The sequence below is a fragment of the Pseudomonas sp. p50(2008) genome (assembly GCF_015351605.1).
In the GTDB taxonomy this organism is placed as follows: domain Bacteria; phylum Pseudomonadota; class Gammaproteobacteria; order Pseudomonadales; family Pseudomonadaceae; genus Aquipseudomonas.
This window is the reverse complement of sequence record NZ_JACMYF010000005.1, coordinates 190,784-214,788: the sequence shown is the minus strand read 5'-3', so window position 1 is coordinate 214,788 and position 24,005 is coordinate 190,784. Positions and strand designations below refer to the sequence as shown.

Annotated in this window: 16 protein-coding genes; 8 read left to right on the top strand and 8 right to left on the bottom strand. The window is 62.3% G+C overall.

Annotated features, from left to right (window positions below; all coding sequences use genetic code 11):
- Window positions 1-94 precede the first annotated feature (94 nt).
- The 3 genes from H7698_RS15745 to H7698_RS15735 form a co-directional block, all read right to left on the bottom strand.
- A complete protein-coding gene (locus tag H7698_RS15745; RefSeq protein WP_194692020.1) occupies window positions 95-2,728 on the bottom strand; it encodes an excinuclease ABC subunit UvrA in 2,634 nt (877 codons plus the stop codon).
- Between the two features lie 140 nt (window positions 2,729-2,868).
- Window positions 2,869-4,980 carry a hybrid sensor histidine kinase/response regulator gene (locus H7698_RS15740; RefSeq protein WP_194692019.1) on the bottom strand — a complete coding sequence of 704 codons (2,112 nt, stop codon included), beginning with the start codon at window positions 4,978-4,980 and terminating at the stop codon, window positions 2,869-2,871.
- A 300-nt stretch (window positions 4,981-5,280) separates the two neighbouring features.
- Entirely contained in the window at window positions 5,281-5,970 is a 690-nt protein-coding gene (locus H7698_RS15735) for a GntR family transcriptional regulator (RefSeq protein WP_162439304.1), read from the bottom strand.
- A gap of 140 nt (window positions 5,971-6,110) precedes the next feature.
- Here H7698_RS15735 and H7698_RS15730 point away from each other — a divergent pair, with 140 nt between their 5' ends.
- From H7698_RS15730 to H7698_RS15700, 7 genes are all read left to right on the top strand, one after another.
- Entirely contained in the window at window positions 6,111-7,196 is a 1,086-nt protein-coding gene (locus H7698_RS15730; RefSeq protein ID WP_162439303.1) for an ABC transporter ATP-binding protein, read from the top strand.
- A gap of 1 nt (window position 7,197) precedes the next feature.
- Window positions 7,198-8,115 (top strand): ABC transporter permease, encoded by a 918-nt coding sequence (locus H7698_RS15725; RefSeq protein ID WP_194692018.1) that lies wholly within the window; start codon window positions 7,198-7,200, stop codon window positions 8,113-8,115.
- Window positions 8,112-8,900: an ABC transporter permease gene (locus H7698_RS15720; protein WP_194692017.1), complete on the top strand. Its 789-nt coding sequence runs from the start codon at window positions 8,112-8,114 to the stop codon at window positions 8,898-8,900. The genes H7698_RS15725 and H7698_RS15720 overlap by 4 nt, the downstream gene beginning before the upstream one ends.
- A 26-nt stretch (window positions 8,901-8,926) precedes the next feature.
- On the top strand, window positions 8,927-9,988 hold the full coding sequence (locus H7698_RS15715; RefSeq protein ID WP_194692016.1) for an extracellular solute-binding protein: 1,062 nt from the start codon (window positions 8,927-8,929) through the stop codon (window positions 9,986-9,988).
- Window positions 9,989-10,146: 158 nt separating this feature from the next.
- Window positions 10,147-11,343 (top strand): amidohydrolase family protein, encoded by a 1,197-nt coding sequence (locus H7698_RS15710; RefSeq protein WP_194692015.1) that lies wholly within the window; start codon window positions 10,147-10,149, stop codon window positions 11,341-11,343.
- Entirely contained in the window at window positions 11,340-12,842 is a 1,503-nt protein-coding gene (locus tag H7698_RS15705; protein ID WP_194692014.1) for an amidohydrolase family protein, read from the top strand. Before H7698_RS15710 ends, H7698_RS15705 begins: the two co-directional genes overlap by 4 nt.
- A gap of 12 nt (window positions 12,843-12,854) precedes the next feature.
- A complete protein-coding gene (locus H7698_RS15700) occupies window positions 12,855-13,517 on the top strand; it encodes a flavin reductase family protein (protein ID WP_162439298.1) in 663 nt (220 codons plus the stop codon).
- A 229-nt stretch (window positions 13,518-13,746) separates the two neighbouring features.
- Here the strand turns inward: H7698_RS15700 and H7698_RS15695 are convergent, their stop codons facing one another.
- From H7698_RS15695 to H7698_RS15675, 5 genes are all read right to left on the bottom strand, one after another.
- Entirely contained in the window at window positions 13,747-16,845 is a 3,099-nt protein-coding gene (locus tag H7698_RS15695) for an error-prone DNA polymerase (protein ID WP_328803741.1), read from the bottom strand.
- On the bottom strand, window positions 16,821-18,236 hold the full coding sequence (locus H7698_RS15690; protein ID WP_194692012.1) for a Y-family DNA polymerase: 1,416 nt from the start codon (window positions 18,234-18,236) through the stop codon (window positions 16,821-16,823). The genes H7698_RS15695 and H7698_RS15690 overlap by 25 nt, the downstream gene beginning before the upstream one ends.
- A gap of 7 nt (window positions 18,237-18,243) precedes the next feature.
- Window positions 18,244-18,861 carry a translesion DNA synthesis-associated protein ImuA gene (imuA, locus tag H7698_RS15685; RefSeq protein WP_194692011.1) on the bottom strand — a complete coding sequence of 206 codons (618 nt, stop codon included), beginning with the start codon at window positions 18,859-18,861 and terminating at the stop codon, window positions 18,244-18,246.
- Window positions 18,861-19,478: a transcriptional repressor LexA gene (gene lexA / locus H7698_RS15680; protein WP_194692010.1), complete on the bottom strand. Its 618-nt coding sequence runs from the start codon at window positions 19,476-19,478 to the stop codon at window positions 18,861-18,863. The genes imuA and lexA overlap by 1 nt, the downstream gene beginning before the upstream one ends.
- A gap of 1,676 nt (window positions 19,479-21,154) precedes the next feature.
- Entirely contained in the window at window positions 21,155-22,090 is a 936-nt protein-coding gene (locus tag H7698_RS15675) for a LysR family transcriptional regulator (RefSeq protein WP_194692009.1), read from the bottom strand.
- A gap of 103 nt (window positions 22,091-22,193) precedes the next feature.
- Between H7698_RS15675 and H7698_RS15670 the strand changes: the two genes are divergently transcribed.
- The gene (locus H7698_RS15670) at window positions 22,194-23,936 is read left to right on the top strand and encodes an amidohydrolase (protein ID WP_194692008.1); all 1,743 of its coding nucleotides are present in this window, start codon (window positions 22,194-22,196) and stop codon (window positions 23,934-23,936) included.
- The last annotated feature ends 69 nt before the right edge of the window (window positions 23,937-24,005 follow it).

Below are 24,005 nucleotides of genomic sequence, written 5' to 3'. Positions count from 1 at the left end.
TCCCACAGGTCCGCAAACAACCACAAATCCCTGGTCACCCAAAACCCCTGTGGGAGCGGGCTTGCCCGCAATAGGGCCAGCCGATCCCCCCAATTCAGATGCCAAGCACCCTGGCCAAAAACGGCGCCGTCCGGCTCTTCTTGCTCGCCGCCACCTTTTTTGGCCCCCCCGCCACGACAATTTTCCCGCCCTGATCCCCCGCTCCCGGCCCGATATCAATCACCCAGTCACTCTGCGCAACCACGCGCATTTCGTGCTCGACAACAATCACCGTGTGCCCCGCCGTCACCAGGGTATTCAATTGTTCCATCAACCGGTCAACGTCCCGTGGATGCAGCCCGGTGGTGGGTTCGTCGAGCACGTACAACGTCGCCCCGCGCTGATTGCGCTGCAGTTCGGTGGCCAGTTTGATGCGTTGCGCCTCACCGCCTGACAGTTCTGTCGCCGGCTGGCCGAGACGCAGGTAACCCAGGCCAATATCGCGCAGCACCTCCAGCGAACGACGAATCCCCGCTTGCTCGGCGAACACCTCGACCGCTTCGTCCACCGTCAACTGCAACACCTGGGCGATGTTCAAGCCCTGCCAGGTGATGGCCAGTGTCTCGGGGTTGTAGCGCGCGCCGTGGCAGGTCGGGCATGGCGCATAAACGCTGGGCATGAACAGCAACTCGACACTGACAAACCCTTCGCCTTCACACGTCGGGCACCGGCCCTTGGCAACGTTGAAAGAAAATTGCCCGGCGTCGTAGTGCTTCTTCCGCGCCTCGTCCGTCGCGGCGTAAAGCTTGCGCACGTTGTCGAACAGACCGGTATACGTCGCCAGGTTCGAGCGTGGCGTGCGGCCGATGGGTTTCTGGTCGACCTGCACCAGACGCTTGATCGACCCCAGCCCCGCTGTAACCTGGCCGCCGCTGACTTGCGGCGCGTCGTCCTCAAGGCTCGGCTCTGGCGCGTCGTTGTCACTCACCACACGGCCGAGGTGCGCGCCCACCAGTTCCAGCAATGCCTGGCTGACCAGGCTGGACTTTCCGGAGCCGGACACCCCGGTGACCGAGGTAAAACAGCCCAGCGGAAACTCGACGCTGACGTTGTTCAGGTTGTTGCGGGTGATGCCCTCCAGGCGCAACCAGTCGGACGGCTTGCGGCTGTCTCGTGGCTGGACGACCTGCGCTGCGAACAAGTAATCACGGGTCTGCGATTCCACTACGTTCGCCAGGCCCGCAGGCGGCCCGCTGTACAGAATACGGCCTCCAAGCTCGCCCGCCGCGGGACCGACATCGATCAGCCAGTCGGCGCGGCGCATGGTTTCCAGGTCATGCTCGACCACAAACAAGGTATTGCCGGAGGCTTTCAGGCGTTGCAGTGCGTCGAACAGCGCCTCGCCATCCGCCGGGTGCAGGCCGGCCGATGGTTCGTCCAGCACGTAAATCACCCCGAACAATTGCGAACCCAATTGAGTCGCCAGGCGCAATCGCTGCAACTCGCCGGAGGACAGGGTCGGCGTGCTGCGTTCCAGCGCCAGATACCCCAGCCCCAGGTCCGTGAGCGTACTGACCCGCTCCAGCAGATCCTGGGCAATGCGCTGCGCCGCCAGGCGTTTTTCCACGGACAGATTGGGCGTGTGGCGCACATCTGGCGCATTGGCGTGACCACTGGCGCCATGGGACACACGCTGCTCACGGGCTTCGCGGGTCTGCACGTGCGTCAACACGTCGCCCGCCTCGTCCGCCTGTTCGAGGTAGCTGTGCGCCGCCACCGGTTTCAACACCTGGGCGACTTGCAGCAACGGCATCTGCGACAACTCGCCAATGTCGTATCCGGCAAAGGTCACCGACAACGCCTCACGCTTCAGCCGCTTGCCCTCGCACAACGGACACGGGCTGCCGAGCATGAATTGCGAGACGCGCTTCTTCATCAGCGCGCTTTGAGAGTGAGTGAAGGTATGCAGGATGTAGCGCCGGGCACCGGTGAACGTGCCCTGGTAACTGGGTTCCATTTTGCGCTTGAGCGCGACCTTGGTTTCGTCAGGCGTGAGGCCAGCGTACACCGGCACCGTCGGCGTCTCTTCGGTGAAGAGAATCCAGTCGCGCTGCTTTTTCGGCAGATCGCGCCATGGCTTGTCGACGTCGTACCCCAGGGTCACGAGGATGTCCCGCAGGTTCTGTCCCTGCCACGCCATGGGCCATGACGCGACGGCACGCTGGCGGATGGTCAGGCTCGGGTCCGGGACCATCAGCGCTTCGGTAACTTCATAGACCCGGCCAAGACCGTGGCATTGCGGGCAAGCGCCTTGCGGCGTGTTGGGGGAGAAATCTTCGGCGTACAGCATCGGCTGGCCCGGCGGGTAACTGCCGGCGCGGGAATAGAGCATGCGGATCAGGCTCGACAGGGTCGTCACACTGCCCACTGAAGAGCGGGTGCTCGGTGTGCCGCGCTGTTGCTGCAAGGCCACGGCCGGCGGCAAGCCCTCTATGGAGTCGACATCCGGCACGCCGACCTGATCGATCAGACGTCGCGCATAAGGCGCCACGGATTCGAAATAGCGGCGCTGCGCTTCGGCATAGAGCGTCGAAAACGCCAGGGAGGATTTCCCCGAGCCCGACACACCGGTGAACACCACCAGGGCGTCACGGGGAATGTCGACATCGACATTCTTGAGATTGTGCTCCCGGGCACCCCGCACCCTGACCATGCCGGAGGTTGGATTGGAAGTGAGCCTGGAAGTCATCGGATGGCCTTAGTCAAATTGCACAAAATACACACGAACCAATGTGGGTGTGAGCCTGCTCGCGATAGCGGAACATCAGTCGCGATATTTTCACCTGATACACCGCTATCGCGAGCAGGCTCACTCCCACAATAATCGCTTCAGCCGCTGAGCACGCTGCGCACCATGCGGGTGAGCGCGTCCGGCCCGTAGGGTTTACTCAGCAGAAAGGTATCAGCGCTGAGCTGGTGATTGCGCGAAATGATGTCGCGGGTATGCCCCGACGTGAACAACACGGCCACCGGCGGCTTCTGCACCTTGGCCCATGCCGCCAGGTCCGAACTTTTGATCAGCCCCGGCATGACCACGTCGGTGAAAATCAGGTCTACCTCCCAACCCTCCAGCAGCATCTGCATGGCCGCATCGCCGTTGGCCGCCGTCAGGACCGTGTAACCCTCTTCCTGCAGCAACTCCACTGCGGCGACGCGCACCGCTTCGTTATCCTCGACCACCAGAATGGTTTCATGACCGCCAAGAGAGTGTGCCTCCTGGGTGATCGTTTCACTCTGCGGTGCACGCAGGCTGCGCGGGAAATACAGCTGCACCCGCGTGCCCTGCCCTTCGACGCTGGTCATTTCGATATGGCCGCCGCTCTGCTTGACGAAGCCGAACACCATGCTCAGCCCAAGCCCCGTGCCCTGGCCATCCGCCTTGGTGGTGAAAAACGGCTCGAATGCCTGGGCAAGGACGTCGGGCGACATGCCGACGCCGCTGTCGACCACGGCAACACGCACATAGTCACCGGGCACAATGCCTTTGCCGGCACAGAACTCGCGATCGAGAACAATGTTCTCGGCGCTCAGCTCCAGGATGCCTTCACCCTGCATGGCATCGCGGGCGTTGATCGCCAGGTTGAGGATGGCGTTTTCCAGTTGATTGCGGTCCACGTGCAAGTACCAGGAATCCAGCGGCATCCGCACCGCGATCTGCAGGGTTTCCCCGAGCGTGCGTTGCAACAGTTCACCGAGGCTTTCGAAGATCTGCCGGGGGAGATGGACCGCAGGCGACAGCGGCTGGCGGCGGGCAAACGCCAGCAACTGCGAGGACAGTTTGGCGCCGCGTTCAACCGCAACAATCGACGCCTTGACCCGGCGTTGAACGTTGGGATTGTCCGGCTCGTGCCGCGCCAGCAAATGCAGGTTGCCGGCGATCACCTGCAGCAGATTATTAAAATCGTGGGCCACGCCGCCGGTCAGGCCTCCGATGGCTTCGAGCTTCTGCGATTGACGCAGTTGCTCTTCCGCTGCCAGGCGCGCCTCGACCTCTTCAGCCACGCGCTGCTCCAGGTTGCGAGTGAACCGCAGCAAGGATTCTTCAGCGTTCTTGCGCTCGTTGATGTCGATCAGCACGCCGGGAAAGCGCAGCGGTTTGCCCTGTTCATCGAACTCGCAACAACCGCTCGCCAGTACCCACAGATAACTGCCGTCGGGGCGACGTACGCGGTATTCGGCGTTGAACGGTTCACCGGTTTTCACCGCTTGTTTAACCTGGTCCTGAACCCAGCTGAAATCGTCCGGATGAATCCGCGACTCGGCGATGTCCATGGGCAAGTTGACCAGGTCCTGGTCAGTCGGGTAGGTGAATGTTCGGGCAAAACGTTCATCACCGGACAGCACATTGTCCTTGATGTCCCAGACAAACGAGCCCAGCAATGCCCCGGCATTGAGCGCCAGGCGCACCCGCTCGTTGTCGGCGCGATAGGCGTCTTCGGCAGCTTGTCGGCGGCGTTCGGAAATCACATGGTCGGTTTTTTCGACCACCATCGCGATGACGCCGGCAGGACACCCGGTATCGTCGGCGACCGGGCTGTAATACAGGTCGAGCCAGACGTCCTCGGGTACACCGTTCCTGAGCAGCACCAATTCTTTATTGCGATAGGACAAGGTCCCGCCGGCCAGGCAGGTATCCACTACATGGCGGTTGAAGTCGGCGACTTCCGGCCAGCCCAGCTCCACCGGCGAACCCAGCAGATAAGGGTGCCGGCCACCGGCGAATTCGGAGTACGCATCGTTGTAGACCATGTACCCGGCCCGCCCCCAGAGCATCACGATTGGCAGCGGCGAGGCGAGCATCATCTGCACGGCACTGCGCAGGCTTTTGGGCCAGGCGTCAAAGCTTCCAAGGTCGGTCAGACTCCAGTCGAAAGCACGAATGCGTCCGGCCATTTCGCCGTTCCATCCGGCACACCCGTGGCTATCGTCTAGAAACTGCATTGACTGACTCTTTTGTCCCTGAAATGACACCTGTTTGCTTCGAGCACTTGGGGCGCCAATGGTTTCATTAAGGTATGACCGAACGTTCCTTTGTGACCTTGTAGCAGCTGCCGAGGTTCGAGGCTGCGTTGCGTGTCCGCAGGACCGCCAAGGGGTCGCTTCGCAACCCAACGCAGCCTCGTACCTCGGCAGCTGCTACAGAATCTGCGAAGCGGCCCCGGGGGGCGGTCCTTCGGACACGCAACGCAGCCTCGTGCCTCGGCAGCTGCTACAGGGTGGGTGGCGGCTATGGATCGAGCGTCACACCTCAATCAAATGCTTAAACGGATGGTAGCCAGTTTTCAGCGTGGCCGCGACGTCGAGGATGGCCTTTTCGATGCCGTTCAAATGCAGGCAGGTGAGTTCGATCGCCGCGCTCTGGTTACCCGCCTCGATGTACTCGATCAAACGCAGGTGTTCGTCGTCACGGCAGGCTTCGTGGCTGTCGTCATCCAGCGCTGCCGCATACAGCGAGGCACGGGAAATCAGCTTCTGGAACCAGTCGAGCAGCACCGGGTTGTTCAGGCTGCGCGCGAGCTTGATGTGGAACTCGCCCAACAAATGAATCAGCCGTTCGTGGTCACCGCTTTGATGCGCTTCATCTTCCAGCAACAAGTGATCGCGCAGGTCCCGGGTTACGGAAGTGTCCCGCCGACGGCACAGTTCACTGACGATGCCGATCTCGACCAGGCGCCGGGTTTCAAACAACGAACGGATCTCCTCGTCACTCGGCAACGACACCGACGCACCTTTATTGGGCTCGGTCGTGACCAGCCCATCCGCCTCCAATTGCTTGAGCGCGGCACGAACCGACGTCCGGCTGACATTAAAAAGTTCGGCCAGTGACGCCTCGCCCAGCTTCATGCCCGGGCGTAAAGAACGTTTGCTGATCGCCTCGTAAACCCCTTGGTAGACGCGGTCGACGGTCGTCTCGAGTTTTTTGTCGGTCATCTGAACACTCCTGATGCGCTGAGCAACCAGCCCCTGGCGATGAGCAGCCATTGAAAAAGGGGGTTGCACAGGCAGATTAATCCGGTTATTTCTAGATTGCATCCAGATATTGCATACAATAATTAGAGGAATGCACCATTATGGGTCATCCAGTCGCGATTGAAGTGCGTAACGTTTCCAAGCGGTATTCCGACGATCCCGGGCTGGCGCCCGCCCTCGACAATGTCTCTGTAGACATTGCCGACAACGAATTCTTCACCCTGCTCGGCCCCTCCGGCTGCGGTAAAACCACCCTGCTGCGCACCATTGCCGGTTTCGAGCACGTCAGCGACGGCGAGATCCGCCTGGCCGGCGAACCGGTCAACCACTTGCCGCCCTTCAAACGTCGGGTCAATACGGTGTTCCAGAGTTACGCGCTGTTTCCACACATGAGTGTCGCGCAGAATATCGCCTTCGGCCTCGAGATGCAGGGTCTTGATCGCAAGCAGACGGCCCAGCGGGTGGAAGAGATGCTCGCCCTGGTGCAAATGCAGCACCTGGCTCAACGCAAACCCGCCGAATTGTCCGGCGGCCAGCAGCAGCGTGTCGCGCTGGCACGGGCATTGGCGCCGAAACCGAAAGTGTTGTTGCTGGATGAGCCTTTGTCGGCCCTCGACCTCAAGTTGCGCAAAGAGATGCAGGTCGAACTCAAGCGCGTGCAGAAGGAAGCCGGGATCACGTTCATTTTCGTGACCCACGATCAGGAGGAAGCCCTGACCCTGTCCGATCGCATTGCCGTGATGTCCGCCGGCAAGATCCTGCAGATCGGTACTCCGAACGACATCTACGAACGCCCGCAACATCAATTCGTGGCGCAGTTCATCGGCGACATCAACTTCCTTCCCGGCCACCTCAAGCGCGGCCTGCACAACGAAAACCTGTTCATCCCCAATGGCATGCCGGTGGAAATCCCCTGCGCGCCTCAAGGCGTCGACAGCGCCAAGGTGCAATTGGCGTTCCGCCCGGAGCGTTCGCAACTGGTCGACCCGACGCAACCCCATCACCTGCGGGGCGTGATCGAAGCGGTGCTGTATGTCGGCACCGCGACGCTCTATCAATGCCGTTTGAACAACGACATCAAGGTCATGCTGCGCGAGAACAACGAAGGCCTGAACCGTGGCCGGCTGGTCGGTGATCGCGTCGCGGTCAATCTGCCGCCCCATGCCTGCCTGTTGATGGAGGCCTGAGATGAGCGTCAGCAGCACTTCCCCCGCCCTCAACCGTGCGCTGTTGCTCAGCCCGGTGGTTCTGACCCTGCTGGCCCTGATCGCCATCCCGCTGGGGATCATGGGCTATATCAGCCTGCTACCTCGCAACGTCTATGGCGGTGTCGACTGGCAGGCCAACTGGCAATTGCAAAGCTACGTGCAGCTGTTTTACCAGGAAGGTTTCGACGGTGAACTCGAGCTCAACTGGGTCTACGCCCAGGCATTGTTACGCTCGGTTTTCCAGGCCGGCGGCACCACGGTGTTGTGTTTCCTGTTCGGCTTTCCGGTGGCGTTGTGGATGTCGAGCCTCACCCCCCGCCGACGTAACCTCATGGTCTTGCTCATCACCATTCCGTTCTGGACCAACCTGCTGATCCGCAACTACGCCTGGCTGATCATCCTGCGCGAGCACGGCTGGTTGGCGCAAAGCCTCAACGCGCTGTTCCCCCAGGCCGGTGGCATCACCCTGCTGTACAACGACTTCGCGGTCAGCGTCGGGCTGGTCTACAGCTTCCTGCCGTTCATGATTTTACCGATCTACTCGACCCTGGAAAAACTCGACTGGCGCCTGGTCGAAGCCGCCTACGACCTGGGTGCCAATCGCTGGCATGCGCTGAAGCGGATCATCCTGCCGCTGTCGATGCCGGGGGTGATTGCCGGTGCGCTGCTGGTGTTTGTGCCGAGCCTCGGCGCGTTCATCACCCCGGCGATTCTCGGCGGCGGCAAGACGCTGATGATCGGCAACCTGATCCAGCAGCAGTTCGGCACGGCGCGCAACTGGCCGCTGGGCAGCTCGCTGTCATTTCTGCTGCTGGGGATTCTGTTGCTGTCGCTGGTGCTGTACGCCCTCTACAGCCGCAGCGCCGCCAAAACTCTTCGTCGGGGAGCCACCGCATGATCGCCCTGCACCTGAAAAAACTGCCGCTCACCCGCGAAATCAGCCTGCTGATCCTGGCCTATCTGTACGTGCCGATCTTCGTGCTGATCGCCTACAGCTTCAACGCCAACCGTTCGGCGACGGTGTGGACCGAGTTTTCCTTCGCCTGGTACGGGCGGATCCTGGCCAACCCGTCGATACAGACCGCCGCACTGAACTCGATCATCGTTGCCAGCATCGCCACGGTCTGCGCCACGGCGATTGCCTTGCTCGCAGCGCTGGCGACCTACCGGCCTTTTTATGGACAGAAGATGGTCGAGGGCGGGATCAACCTGCCGCTGATCCTGCCGGAGATCGTCACCGCCGTCGCCACCCTGCTGCTGTTCATGGCACTGGGGATCAAGCTCGGTTTGCTCACGGTGATCGTGGCGCACGTCGGCTTCTGCATTCCCTTTGCCTACCTGCCCATCCGTGCCCGGCTCAATGATCTGGACAAGAGCCTGCTGGAGGCGGCGAACGACTTGTACGCCAATCCGTGGCAGGTGTTCCGTCGAGTCACGTTGCCGTTGCTGTGGCCTGCGGTGTTGTCCGGTTCGGTGCTGGCGTTCGTGGTCAGCCTGGACGATTTCATCATGACGTTCTTCGTTGCCGGCCCTGGTTCCACGACCTTGCCGGTGTACATCTTCTCGGCCATCAAGGCCGGCGTGACGCCGGAGATCAACGCGATCTCGACCCTGATGCTGGTGATCTCCATCGTGCTGGTGGTGCTGGCCTTCTGGCTGGGACAGCGCGGCAAAAACCAATGAGTCCTTTTCCCTCTGGAGCGTTCTCGATGAAAAATAAAAGCATGCGTTGCGGCGTCGCCGGCCTGGCCCTCAGTTGCTTCACCGCACTCACTGCGTTCGGCGCACAGGCCGCCGAGCCCAAAGAATTGTTCTTCTACAACTGGACCGATTACTACCCGGTCGAGCTGCTGGCCAAGTTCGAAAAAGAGACCGGCATCAAGGTCACCATGGACGGCTACGACAGCAACGAAACCCTGCTGGCCAAATTGCAGGCCGGCGGTGCGGCCTATGACGTGATCGTGCCGTCGCAGTCGATCATGCAAACCCTGATCAAACAGGACCTGCTGCTGGAAATCGACGCGTCGACCCTGCCCAACTTCCAGTACGTCAAACCGGCGTTCCGCGACCCGAGCTTCGACCCCGGCCGCAAGTTCTCGGCGCCGTACCTGTGGGGCACCACCGGATTCTCCTATGACAGTGCGCGGGTGCCTGGCGGCAAGCTGGACGATTCCTGGAAGGAGTTCTTCGAGCCGCGCAAGGAGCTGCAAGGCCAACTGGCGGCGCTCGACACCTCCAGCAGTGTGATCAACGCTGCCAGTCATTATCTGGATGTCGACGAATGCAGCGAAAACCCGCAGGACGCCAAGCGGATTCTGGAGCTGCTGCAAAAACAGAAGCCGTTCCTGAAGATGTACAGCTCGGACAACACCGTCGACCGCATGGCCTCCGGTGAAGTGATCATGATGCAGAACTGGAACGGTTCGACGGCGCGGGCGACCTTGCAAAAGAACACCATCAAGTACGTTTATCCGCGTGAAGGTGTGGCGATGTTCCAGGACAACTTCGCCGTGCCCAAAAGCGCGCCGCACCCTGGCAACGCGAAGGTGTTCATCGACTGGATGATGAAACCGGAAAACGCTGCCGCCGTGTCCAACGCCATTGCCTACGCCAACGGCATCCAGAGCGACAAGCTGCTCGACGCCAAATGGAAGGTCATGGACGCCATCAACATGCCCGACGAATTCGCCTCGCGCCTGCGGCCTGAAAAGGAATGCAGCAACAAGGCGCGAGAACTGCAGGACCGGATCTGGGCGAAGCTTAAAGGCTGACCCGAGACCGGATCGCCGCCATCGCTGGCAAGCCAGCGCCCACAAGGTTTGGGGGGGTCACAAATGTTTTGACCAACCCAATTCCCTGTGGGAGCTGGCTTGCCAGCGATGAGGCCCGTCCAGTCACTACAACATTCAAAAACCTGAATGAGGTTTATATGTCCCACCCCCGCTGGCTACGCAACGTGCGCCCCTACGGCGCCACCGCCGAAGACCTGCTGATCGAAAACGGCCGGTTCACCCAACGTCGCCCCGCCTCGACCACCGAGCTGCTGGCCACCGACATCGACGGCCAACACCAGCTCCTCACCCCGGCCCTGGTGGAAAGCCACGTGCACCTCGATAAAACCCTCTGGGGCCAACCCTGGCGCCCCAACAGCGCAGGTCCCACGCTCAAGGACTACATCGCCAACGAGCGCCGCATCCTGCGTGAAGTCGAAACCCCCATCGCCCAACGCGCCGGCGCGCTGCTGGAAAACTGCATCGCCCGTGGCTCGCTGACCCTGCGCTGTCACGTCGACATCGACCCGGAATTCGGCCTGCGCCACGTCGAAGCCATGCAGCAATTGCGTGAAAAATACCGTGACCTGATCGACCTGCAACTGGTGGTGTTCCCGCAGACCGGTCTGATCAGCCGTCCCGGCACCGCCGAACTGATGCGCGAAGCCATGGCCCTTGGCGTGGAGAATGTCGGCGGACTGGATCCGTGCGGGATCGACAACGACCCGATCGCACAGCTCGATTTCGTCTTCCAGCTGGCCAGCGAATTCGAGCGTGGCGTGGACATTCACCTGCACGACAAAGGTGAACTGGGCCTGTGGCAAATTTCGCTGATTGCCGACTACACCGAACGCTTTGGGCTTCAGGGTCGGGTGATGATCAGCCACGCCTACTGCCTCGGCATGCTGCCGTGGAGCCAGGTCAAACCCGTCGCCGAACGTCTGGCCGCCCTGGGTATTTCGTTGATGAGCTCGGCACCGGCCGATTGCGCGGTGCCGCCGTTCCTCGCGCTGCGTGAAGCGGGGGTGAATGTGTGCCTGGGTTCGGACGGGATTCGCGATGCCTGGTCGCCCATGGGCAACGGCGACATGCTGGAACGGGCGATGCTGCTGGCGTTTCGTTTCGATTTGAACAAGGACGATGAACTGGCGGCGGCGTTCGAGGCGGCGACGGTGAATGGCGCTCGGGCGCTGGGGTATGAAGGTTATGGTCTGGAGATCGGCCAGCCAGCGGACTTTCTGCTGATGCCGGTGCAGACCCTCGGTGAAGCGGTGGTTTCGCGGCCGCTGCGGCAGGTCTATCGCGCGGGTGTTTTGATCGCCGCCGATGGACGCTTGCTGGAAACCCGCCTGTGAAACCCGGATCGGTCAAAACTGTCGGCCTTAAAGCCAGCTGCGTGGTCGGTTTCGACGGCACGCAGCACGTGCTGTGGCGCGATGGCGAGGTGGTCTTCGAAGGTTCGCGCATCCTGTTTGTCGGGCGCGGCTATGGCGGGCCGGTGGATCAGTGGATCGACTACGGCAATGCCCTGATCGGCCCCGGCTTTATCGATCTGGATGCGCTGGGTGATCTCGATTCCACCGTGCTGACCCTGGACAACGGCGACGAGCGTGACATGGGCCGGATGTGGTCTTCGGACTATCTGGCCAGCGGTCCGCGCGAGAGTTACAGCCCGCAGGAAGAGGTCTTCAAGTACCGCTACGCCTTCACTCAGTTGATCCGCAACGGCATCACCACCGCCATGCCGATCACCTCGATGTACTACCGCGAGTGGGCGGAAACCTACGACGAGTTTTCTGCCGTGGCCGGTGTGGCAACCGAGTTGGGCCTGCGCACCTACCTCGGTCCCTGCTACATGAGCGGCATGAGTTACTGGCAGGCCGACGGCACGTTGGCGCACCACTGGGATGAAGCCCGTGGCATGGCCGGGCTCGATGCCGCTGAACGTTTCTTTCGGGATTTCGACGGTGCGAACAACGGCCTGATTCGCGGTGCGTTGCTGCCCGACCGCATCCAGACCTGCACCCCGGCGCTGCTGCAACGCACGGCCGCGCTGAGCCGCGAACTCAACGCGCCGATGCGGCTGCACTGCTGTCAAGGGCTCGGTGAGGTGGCGATGGTCGAGCAGCTTCGCGGAGTTTCACCCCTGGGCTGGTTGCAGCAGCTTGGGCTTTTGACCCAGCGCAGCCTGCTGCCCCACGGCATCTACACCCGTGGCGATGATGACCTGCATCGGGTGGTGGACGGCGGTGCGAGCCTGGTGCACTGCCCGGTGGTGTTTGCAAGGGATGGCGAGGCGTTGAATTCGTTTGGACGCTACCAGGCCAAAGGCATCAACTTCGCCCTGGGCACCGATACCTGGCCGGCGGACTTGCTGGACAACATGCGCCAGGGCTTGAACATCGCCCGATTGATGGAAGGCGATGGTGCTTTGACCTGTGCACTGGACTTTTACAACGCTGCCACCCTCGGCGGCGCCAAAGCCTTGGGCCGTGATGATCTCGGCCGGCTGGCACCGGGGTGCAAGGCCGACATCACTGTGTTCAGCCTGCGGGGTCTGCACCTGGGGCCGCTGTTTGATCCCTTGAAAAACCTGATGCTGGCCGGGCGCGGTGACGACTGTATCGCCAGCTACATCGATGGCCGCTGCGTGATGCAGGACGGCCAGGTCCAGGGCGTCGACTACCCCGCCCTGCAACGGCAGGCCCAACAACAATTCGAAAAACTGATGCGCAGTCACAGCGACCGGGCCTTTGGCCAACCGGACTGGAAAGGTCTTTTCCAATCGGCGATCCCGTTCGCCGACAACTACAGCGCACACGCGCCATTGAGCGCGATTGATCCTCTCCTTTAGAGTTTTCTGCCTATGCAAAGCTTTGACTTCAGCACATTGAGTGCCCGTGACAAATACAAAATCCTGATCGGCAGTGTGGTGCCACGGCCGATTGCACTGGTGACCACCATCGACGGCGAAGGCCGCATCAACGCAGCGCCGTTCAGCTTCTTCAATGCGCTGTCCGCCGATCCGCCGATCCTTGCGCTGGGCGTGGAAAACTACGGCGATCAGAGCCCCAAGGACACCACGCGCAACATTCAGCTCAACCAGGAATTCACCGTCAACATCGTCAGCGATGCGCTGGTGGAAGCCATGAACGTCTGCGCCGTGCCCTTTGCGCCGGGCTTCGACGAACTGACCGCTGCCGGCCTCACGGCCATCCCCGGCACCACGGTCAAATGCCCACGCATCGGCGAAGCACCGGTAGCGCTTGAATGCCGACGGATGATGGCGCTGTCCATCGGGCAATCCCGGGAGATCATCTTTGGCGAAGTGCTGATGGCCCATGTGCGCGACGAACTGATCGACCCCAAAACCCTGTACATCGATCAACTGGGGCTGGATGCCATTGGCCGGATGGGCGGCCATGGATATGCGCGCACCCGTGATTATTTCGACCTGCCGACACGCTCGTTGCAGGCATGGACAGATGCACCGGGCGGTGGCGAACGTTTTTGGCCTGACACCAAGTAACCAGCCTTCACACATAACCTGTGGGAGCGGCGAGCAGGCTCACTCCTACAGTGAACTGTAGCGGGCACAAAATCTGCGAGCGACCACCCATCCCTGTAGGAGTGAGCCTGCTCGCGATGGCGGTGTGTCAGGCGAAGGTGATGTTGAATGTGCAGGCCTCATCGCGAGCAGGTTCCCACAGGTTTTCCATTTCCAATAGCAGGCAACGCAGGCATTCCTTCGCAACAGTTCAACGAAAATCCCGGCTCCGCACGCTGATGCCGTCCAGCAGTTCACTCAGGTCACTCATGCGTCCGGCGATCAAATGCCGGACCTCGCCTTCCTTCTCCCAGCGCCCATCGACCTTGAGCAACTGCGAGCCCACCAGTACTTGCCGTTGCCGCTCGGCCAGGTCGCGCCAGACGATCACGTTGACGTTGCCGAACTCGTCTTCCAAGGTGACGAAGGTCACGCCACTGGCCGTGCCCGGACGTTGTCGGCCGGTCACCAGTCCGGCCACGCTTACCGGTCGCCCATGCTCGACCTCAAGCAGTTCCTTCGAACTGCGGCAGCGCCGGGCCTTCAGCTCAGTGCGCAACAACGCCAGCGGATGTGGCCCGAGGGTGGTGCCGACGCTGTTGTAATCGGCCAGCAGGTCTTCGCCGACCGTGGGCTTGGGCAACGCCACCGCGCCCTCCTCCTGCCGCGGCAGGCCGGCGAAGAGGCCGAGCTGTTTTTCCACCCCCGCCACTTCCCAGCGTGCCCGATGCCGATCACCGGCCAGCCCGCGCAGAGCACCGGAGTCGGCCAGTTGTTCCTGGGCGCGAGCGTCCAGTCGTGCCCGTTCGCCGAGGTCGGCGATGTCGACAAATACCCCCCGTGCCCGTGCCACCTCGATGCGCCGGGCATCGTCCTCACGAAAGCCCTTGATCATGCGCATCCCCATGCGAATGGCCGGCTGCGCCCCCATGATCGGTTCGAGGCTGCAATCCCAGTCGCTGGCCCGTACGTCCACCGGGCGAATCTGCAAGTGATGACGCCGCGCGTCCTGCAGAATCTGGTCCGGGCTGTAGAAACCCATGGGCCAACTGTTGATCAGCGCACAGGCGAATGCCGCGGGTTCATGGCATTTCAACCAGCAACTGGCGTAGGTCAGCAAGGCAAAACTGGCAGCGTGGGACTCGGGAAACCCATAGCTGCCAAAACCTTTGATCTGCTCGAAAATCTGCGCGGCGAACTCCGCCGTGTAGCCGTTTTTCTTCATTCCGGCCGCCAGTCGTTCCTTGTGCGGTTCGAGTCCGCCGTGACGCTTCCAGGCCGCCATGGAACGCCGCAACTGATCCGCCTCGCCGGGGCTGTAGTCAGCGGCGACGATGGCGATCTGCATCACCTGTTCCTGAAACAGCGGCACACCCAGCGTGCGCTTCAACACATCGCGTAGCTGTTCGGAAGGATAGCTTTCGAGCTCTTCCTTGTTTCGACGCCGCAGATACGGATGCACCATGCCGCCCTGAATCGGTCCGGGGCGGACGATGGCCACCTCGATCACCAGGTCATAAAACGTGCGAGGCTTGAGCCTGGGCAGCATCGACATCTGCGCCCGGGATTCAATCTGGAACACGCCGACAGTATCGGCACGGCCAATCATGTCGTAGGTCTGTGGGTCCTCGGAAGGGATCGATGCCAGGCTCAAGTCAAGATGGCGATGGCGTCGCAGCAAATCGAAGCAACGACGAATCGCGCTGAGCATGCCCAACGCCAGAATATCCACCTTGAGCAGCCCGACCGCGTCGAGATCGTCTTTGTCCCACTGGATGATCGTGCGCTCGGCCATGGCGGCATTTTCCACCGGCACCAGACTGTCCAGCGGTTGCTCGGAAATGACGAAGCCGCCGGGGTGCTGGGACAGGTGACGGGGGAAACCGATCAGCTGTTGCGTCAGACTCAACACCCGGCGCAGCACCGGGCTGTCGGGGTCGAAGCCGCCTTCGCGCAGGCGCTCAAGGGGCGGCGCCTGATCACTCCAGTGACCACAGCAGTCGGCCAGCGCATTGACCTGATCCGGCGGCAGGCCCAGCGCCTTGGCCACATCGCGCACCGCGCCGGCGCCGTGATAGCTGCTGACGACCGCCGTCAGCGCCGCACGATTGCGGCCATAGCGCTGGAACACGTATTGCAGGACTTCCTCGCGGCGCTCGTGCTCGAAATCGACGTCGATGTCCGGCGGTTCGTTGCGCTCCTTGGAGAGGAAGCGTTCGAACAGCATGTTCATCCGCTCAGGGTCGATTTCTGTGATGCCCAAGACGAAACACACCGCCGAGTTGGCCGCCGAGCCTCGGCCCTGACAGAGAATTTTCTGCCCTCGGGCAAAGGCCACGATGTCCTGGACGGTGAGAAAATAGCTTTCATAACCGAGCTCGGCGATCAGTCCCAGCTCCTTGTCGATCAACCCGCGCACCTTCGGGCTGGCCCCTTCTGGCCAGCGCTCGCGAATGCCGCGTTCGGTCAGCTCACTCAGCCAGGACGTTGCGCTGTGACCTTGCGGCACCAACTCCCGGGGATACTGATAACGCAACTGGCCAAGGTCGAAGGTGCAGCGCCGGGCGATGTTCAGGGTTTCGTCGAGCAGGGCCTGCGGATAGATCGACTGCAAGGCATCGAGGCTGCGCAAATGCCGCTCGCCGTTGGGGTGCAGGCGCAGCCCGGCGTCCGCCACCGGCAGGTGATGACGGATCGCGGTCATGGTGTCCTGCAAGGCCCGGCGCCCGCGCGCGTGCATGTGCACATCGCCGCTGGCCACCGCCGCAATGCCCAGCTCCCGGGCCAGGGCCCACAGATCGTGCAGGCGCCGGCTATCGTCCTGACCGCAATGCAGCTGCACCGCCAGCCACAGGCGTTCAGCAAAGACCTGCTTCAGCCAGTGGCCCTCTTCCAGGGCATCGACCGCGTCCGGCACCCACAACGCCAGCAATCCCGGCAACGGCTCGCTGAAATCTTCCCGCAGCAGCTGATACTGGCCTTTTTGCGTGCGACGCCGGGCCCGGGTGATCAGTCGGCACAAGGTCTGGTAGCCCTCGAGGTTCTCCACCAGCAACACCAGTTTCGGCCCCTTCTCGATGCGGATTTCGCTGCCGATGATCAGCGGCAGCTCAACGGATTTGGCCGCCTGCCAGGCGCGGACGATCCCGGCCAGGGTGCACTCATCGGTGATCGCCAGCGCCTGATAGCCGTGTTTTTTCGCCCGTTGAAACAGCTCCAGGGCACTGGAGGCACCGCGCTGGAAACTGAAGTTCGACAGGCAGTGCAGTTCGGCATACCCGATGCTCATGAGAACCAGCCCTGCAGCCACAACGGGCCGCCCTCGCCCACCGCACGGTAGGCCCACCCCTGTTGGCCGGCACGGGTTTCGATCAGGTAGTAGTCCCGGCGCACGTCGTCGCCGTCCCACCATCCGGACTCGATGCGTTCCGGCCCCATGAGGATGCGGGTCGAGCCTTCGTGGATCGCCAGCGGTTCGCTGAGCAACCAGCCCGGCCGTTGCACGCTGCCAAAGCCTGCGCAAGGCTGGCTGTCGGCACTGGCCTGCCACGCGCACTCGGGGCGGTGATCGGCCTGGAAACGCAAGCCATGCACCGCGTCATCCCCCAGCCGTGCGCGCAGCCGTTCACGCAGTTGCTCCCAGGGCAAGGATTGCTGCGGACGATCGTCGAACAGTTCCTGAAACTGCGGCACAAAGGCCGGCAAGTCTTCGGCACACAGGCGAAAACCGCGCACCGGGGCTTCGACCTGAACCTGCTCCAGCCGCCCCCGGGCCAGTTCGAACAGCATCGCCGGATCGCGTTCGGCGCTGAGCAGGCCGACCTTGATCACGCTGTCCGGCAACCCTGCGTGTTCCAGGTGCAGGTCGAAACGCTGCACGCCGCTGTCACGACCGCAGAGAAACGCCGACAGGTCGCCGGTCAAGCGCCGCAGCGGAAACAGCAAGGCCTGATGGGATTGCACATCGAAGTTGAGCTCGATGCGCACATCGAAACGGTCCGGCGGCAGGTAGTACACCAGCGCCAGCCGTCGCAACCCGAGCAGCGCGTCCAGGTGCTTGAGCACTTGCGCTTCGAAACGCCGGGCCAGGCTGTGCCGGGGCAACGCCTGCACCTGACTCAGGGTGCGCAACCCCATGCGCGACAGCGCCGTGGCGACATCGGCTTCCAGCCCGATCCGGTCGACCGGCATTTGCCCGAGGCGATCCTGCAAGGCTTGATCGTCGGGCACCACCAGACCGTCATAGGCGTTGGCCAGCACCCGCGCCGCCACCGGGTTGGGCGCGGCGACAATGCGGTGGCGAAAGCCCAGCTCGCCGAGTTCGTTGCGCAAGCGCGCCTCGAATTGCGGCCAGGCACCAAACAGTCCCAGGCTGGACTCGATCTCAAACACCAGCGCACGCGGGTAATGCACGCTGACCTGGGAGCTGAACCGGTAGGCCCAGGCCGCCAGAAATTGCTGCCAGTGTTCGATGTCGGCGACGTCGTACTCGGCCGTGACAAAGCCTTTGCTCAACGCCTGAGCAGCGCTCATGGACTGGCCGGGGCGTAAACCCAGCGCCCGCGCCGGACCGTTGACCGCCTGCAACACCCGGCGCTGGGCCGGACCGGTCAGCAGCGCCAGCGGCTCCTCGGGATTGGCGCGCTGACGCAGGACCGCGTCCAGCGCCAATTGCGGGAAAAGAATGCACACCCAGCGCATGGCAACCTCAATGCCCCACGGGAAAAGCAATCGGTGCCGAACGTGCCAGGCCGCCCCGGCACTTGAGCACGCGCAATTGCGCGGGCCTGGCATCGATGGCAATGCGCAGGGCCGCGGGCGACGGGTTGATGGCTTCACTGATGGAGCGATAGGCGAACGCCAGGGTCGAGCCGGTTTCTGCCGCCACCTGCAAGCGGCGCAAGGCGCGGTCGTCGGCCTTGTGCGGCCAGCACAGCACCGCGCCGCAACTGCCCGAGCGCAGGCATTGTTCCGCCGCCCACAGCGCATCGCGCTCGCTGGCCTGGATGATCGACAACTGGCGCAGATCGACCCCGGCGCTCTGCCAGGCCTGGGGGTACGGCACGTGAGGCGGTGCCACCAGCACGATGCGCTCGCCCGCCGCCGACAGCCTGGCCAGCGCCGGCCACACCAGTTGCAACTCGCCGACGCCCTGCCCGGCCAACAGAATTTCGGTCAATGCCGCTTCCGGCCAGCCACCGGTGGGCAATGCCGCATCCAGCGTGGCATGCCCGGTGGGTTGCGGGCTGACGGCCGGGGGCGCAGGCCGACCCTTCCAGACCTGGCCGCCATTGAACAGCATATCCAACGCAACGACGGCACCCATCAGCCTTGCCTCACCAGACCGCAGAACACGCCTTCGATGGCCAGGTCCTGGTCGTCTTCGACGATGATCGGTTGATAGGCCGGGTTGCGTGGCAACAGGCGAACCGTGTCGCCGACCCGCTCGAAACGCTTGATCGTGACTTCGCCGTCAAGTCGCGCCACGACGATCTGGCCATTGACCGCTTCGGGGCTGCGGTGCACGCCCACCAGATCACCGTCGAGAATGCCGTCCCCGATCATCGAGTCACCGCGAACCCGCAGCATGTAGTCCGGCACCCGGGAGAAGATCGACGGATCGAGCAGCAGGCGACTATGCACCTCGGCATCGGCGCCAATCGGCGCACCGGCCGCAACCCGGCCAAGGACCGGAATGTCCAGCAGCTCGGGGCGCGGTGGTTGCCCGAGCAAGCGAATGCCTCGGGCCTGATGCGGGTTGACCTCGATAAAACCGGCATCGGTCAGCGCCAGCACATGCTTGCGCGCCACGCTGCGGGAGGCAAAACCGAACGCCTCGCTGATTTCAGCGAGGCTCGGGGGCTGACCTTTCTCAGCGATGCGTTCGCGGATAAAAGTCAGGATGGCGGTACGGCGGGGAGTGAGAGTCGTCATGGAGTACATTTGTACTCTTTCGGTTTTTTTCTGGCAAGGACTTATAGGAAATGTCCGATGAAACGTTGGAGGGAGGAACGCCTCAACGTCAGGTCGGCTGTCAGGCCGCCTCGCTTTGTTTTTGATCTGCTTTTGATCTGCTTTTGATCTTCTTGCCCCATCGGGAGGCCGAGCGCAGGTTCTGCGCAGTGGGCAACCCGGCAAGGATGCCGGGTTAGCCGCGCACGGCCATGGATGGCCGATCGCGGCGGGCCCACGGAGCAGGACCGGAGCGAGGGAATGCCGAGCCCAGGCGAGGCACCGGACGAAAGGGGCAAGAGCGTTTGGTTACTTGGCGCTTTTCCAAGTGACTCGCCGTAAGGGCGAAACCAATAGAAGCCGTTATCCCAGGAATGGATATGTACACCAACAAGAATCTCACCGCCGATCAGGCAGCCATCGCGAGCAGGCTCGCTCCTACAGTTTGATCCGGGTGGATCAGTGAGATATGGGTTGGCTGTCAGAACGTCATCGCTGGCAAGCCAGCTCCCACAGTTGATATGGGAACACCCGCCAGAAATGCGCGACTGTCAGGCCGCCATCGCGAGCAAGTCCGGCTCCCACAGGTGAACGCGTGCGCTTCGAAAGTCAGGTCGGCTGTCAGGCCGCCTCGCTTTGTTTTTGATCTGCTTTTGATCTTCTTGCCCCCTCGGCAGGCCGAGCGCAGGTTCTGCGCAGTGGGCAACCCGGCAAGGATGCCGGGTTAGCCGCGCACGGCCATGGATGGCCGATCGCGGCGGGCCCACGGAGCAGGACCGGAGTGAGGGTATGCCGAGCCCAGGCGAGGCACCGGACGAAAGGGGCAAGAGCGTTTGGTTACTTGGCGCTCCTCCAAGTGACTCGCCGTAAGGGCGAAACCAATAGCCGCCGTGACCGCAGGAATGGATATGTACACCAGCAAGAATCTCACCGCCGATCAGACCACTATCGCGAGCAGGCTCGCTCCTACAGTTTGATCCGGGTGGATCAGTGAGATATGGGTTGGCTGTCAGACCGTCATCGCTGGCAAGCCAGCTCCCAAGTTTGATATGGGAACACCCGCCAGAAATGCGCGACTGTCAGGCCGCCATCGCTAGCAAGCCCGGCTCCCACAGGAGAACGCGCACGCTCCGAAAGTCAGGTCGGCTGTCAGGCCGCCTCGCTTTGTTTTTGATCTGCTTTTGATCTGCTTTTGATCTTCTTGCCCCCTCGGCAGGCCGAGCGCAGGTTCTGCGCAGTGGGCAACCCGGCATGGATGCCGGGTTAGCCGCGCACGGCCATGGATGGCCGATCGCGGCGGGCCCACGAAGCAGGACCGGAGCGAGGGTATGCCGAGCCCAGGCGAGGCACCGGACGAAAGGGGCAAGAGCGCTTTGGTTACTTTCGCGCTTTTCGAAAGTGACTCGCCGTAAGGGCGAAACCAATAGAAGCCGTAACCACAGAAACGGATATGTACCCCAGCAAGATCACACCGCCGATCAGGCCGCCATCGCCGGCAGGCCAACTTCTGCAGTTTGATTTGGGTACACCCGCCAGAAATGAGCGACTGTCAGGCCGCCATCGCTGGCAAGCCAGCTCCCACAATTTGGGGTCAGACCAGTTTGATCCGGGGACATCTGGAAGAAACCTGTCGGCTATCAGGCCGTCATCGCGAGCAAGCTCAGCTCCTACAGGGGGTGAGCGTTGTCATCCAAACCACGGGACGCCAGAAACCCGGTGATGTAATCGATGAACGCCAGCACTTTGGCCGTGGCCCGGCGGTGACTCGGGTACACCGCCAGAATGTGCGGGCCAAAGCTGTCAGGGTCGATGGCGTAGTCGGCCATCAGGCGCACCAGGCGTCCATCGGCCAGGTACGGCGCGGCGCTCCACAGTGGCGTGTGCAGCAGACCACGCCCAGCCAGGGCATTGGCCAGCAGCAAGTCGTAATTGTCACTGCGCAAGCGCGGTGCCTGGGGCTGCGGCAGGCTCAGGCGCTGACCGTCGCGCTCGACCCACCAGAATTCACGGCTGAGCAAAGGGTGGCTGTACAGCAGCCAATCGTGGTCATCGAGGGTGTGCGGGGTGACCGGCACACCCTTGCACGCCAGGTATTGCGGGCTGGCACACAGCGCCAGGCGATTGCTGCCGACCACGCGCGCGATCAGCCCCGGCAAGTTGTCATGACCTTCGCGCAAGGCCAGGTCGTAACCGCTCTCCAGCAAATTGACGAACTCGTCACACAAGTCCACTTGCAGGTTGATTTGCGGATATTGCTCAAGAAAACCACCACACACCTGATCGAGAAACGCCTGCCCATACGCCAGCGGCGCGGTGACTTTCAGGCTGCCGCGCAGGCCATGCTGTAACTGCTCGATTTCTTCGCCGGCCTCGTCCAGACGCTGCAAGACCTGGCGCGCGGTGTCCAGGTAAAGCCGGCCCGATTCCGTCAGCGAAATCCGCCGGGTGCTGCGTTCGAACAGACGGGCCCCGAGTTCGGCCTCCAGGTGGTTGACCGCCTTGGTCAAGGCCGACGGGGTCTTGCCCAGTTGCTCGGCGGCACGACTGAAACTGCCCAGTTGCGCCGTGACCACGAACATTTTCAGTGCACCCAACTTGTCCATTCTTTTTCCATTCAGGCAAAAACGTTTTTCGTGAGCGAGGCGTTCTGCCGAGCGCGGCAAGCCATTAGTCTGGCCATCAGACGCAATAACAAGGAAACATTCAATGAAAAGATTCATCCCGAATCTATTGGTAGCGGCAGTGAGTTTTGCCTCGTTGGAAGCCATGGCGGCGGCTGATCTGGTGTTGTTGAACGGCAAGATTTTCACTGCTGACCACAACCAGCCCAAGGCCCAAGCCCTGGCTGTACAAGACGGCAAAGTGCTGAAAGTCGGCAGCGATGCGCAGATCAAGGCCCTGATCGAGCCTGGCACCCAAGTCATCGACCTGGGCGGCAAGACCCTGATGCCCGGCCTGATCGACAGCCATTCCCACGCGATTTTCGGCGGCCTGGAAAGGGTCTCGGCCAACATGGCGGATGAGGTGGTCGAGCTCGACGAACTGGAAAAACGCCTGCGGACCTGGCGTGAAGACGGCACGGCGAAGCATGAAGATGTACTGGTCATAGCCGGCATGAGCTCGGGTTACTGGGCGCAGTCCGAAGCTCTGGGCAAAAAATTCAACAGTGGCGAATGGGCCAGCGTCCCCGTGGTGTTTGTCGGCAGCGACCACCACACGGCCTGGGCCAACGACGTGATGCTCAAGCGCGCCGGCATTGATGCCGCGCTGCTCACGTCATTGCCGGAAGCTGAACGCGACACCATTGGCAAACTTCAAGACGGCCGTCCGAGCGGCTTCCTCGTCGACGCCGGTTGGGACCGGGTGGCCTCGAAGATGCCGGCGCCGAGTGCTGCCGCCATGCTCAAAGCGGCCCAAACGGCCGTGAGTTATAACAACAGCCTCGGCATCACAGCGTGGATGGACCCCGCCGCCAACGCCGCGCCCGGGGAGCCGATATTCGCCCTCAAACCCACGGAGAAAACCGTCGGCGTGCTGCCGGTGTACAAGGCGCTGTCGGAAAGCGGAGGCATGACCGCCCACGTCGCAGCGCTGCTGGTGGCCAACGGCAAAAGCGTTCCCGCCGACCTCGATACACTGGACAAGGTCCGCCAGCAATTTCAGGGCATTCCCAACCTGACGCTGCCCGGGGTGAAGATCTTCGCCGACGGCGTGATCGAGTACCCGGCGCAAAGCGCAGCGATGATCGATCCCTACACCAACTCGCACAAACCGGGTGAGTTGCTGATCGATCCCAAGCATTTCGGTGAACTGGTCAGTGCCATCGATCAGCGCGGCTGGCTGGTGCACATTCACGCCATCGGCGACCGCGCGGTGCGTGAATCGCTCAATGGTATCGAGCAGGCGCGCAAAGACCGCCAGAGCGGTGTGACGCACTCCATCACCCACCTGCAGATGGTCAACCCGACAGAGTTTGCCCGGTTCAAACCGCTCAACGTCATCGCCTCGATGCAGTTGCTCTGGGCCAGCGCCGACGATTACACCACCGACATGATCAAGCCTTACGTCAGCGCCCAGGCGTTCCGCTACCAGTACCCCGCGCACTCGCTGCTCAAACAGGGCGCGACTATCTCCGGGGCCAGCGACTGGCCGGTGTCCACACCCAACCCGTGGAACGCCATGGCCCAGGCGATGACCCGAATCGGCCCGCTGGGGGTGCTCAACGCCGATGAGCGCATCGACCGCGAGACCATGTTCTACGCCTACACCATCAACGCCGCCCGCACCATTGGCCTGGACAAACAGATCGGCTCCCTGAGCGCTGGCAAACAGGCCGACTTCATCGTGGTGGACCGCGATGTGTTCAAGGTCGACGAAAAAGCCCTGAACGACACCCAGGTGCTGCAGACCTGGTTCGCCGGCCGCCAGGTCTACGCCCCAACCCTCTAATAAAAACCGCAACTCCTTTACTGCCCGACCTCGTGTTGTCCACACGAGGCCCGGCGCAGCCTTGCCCGA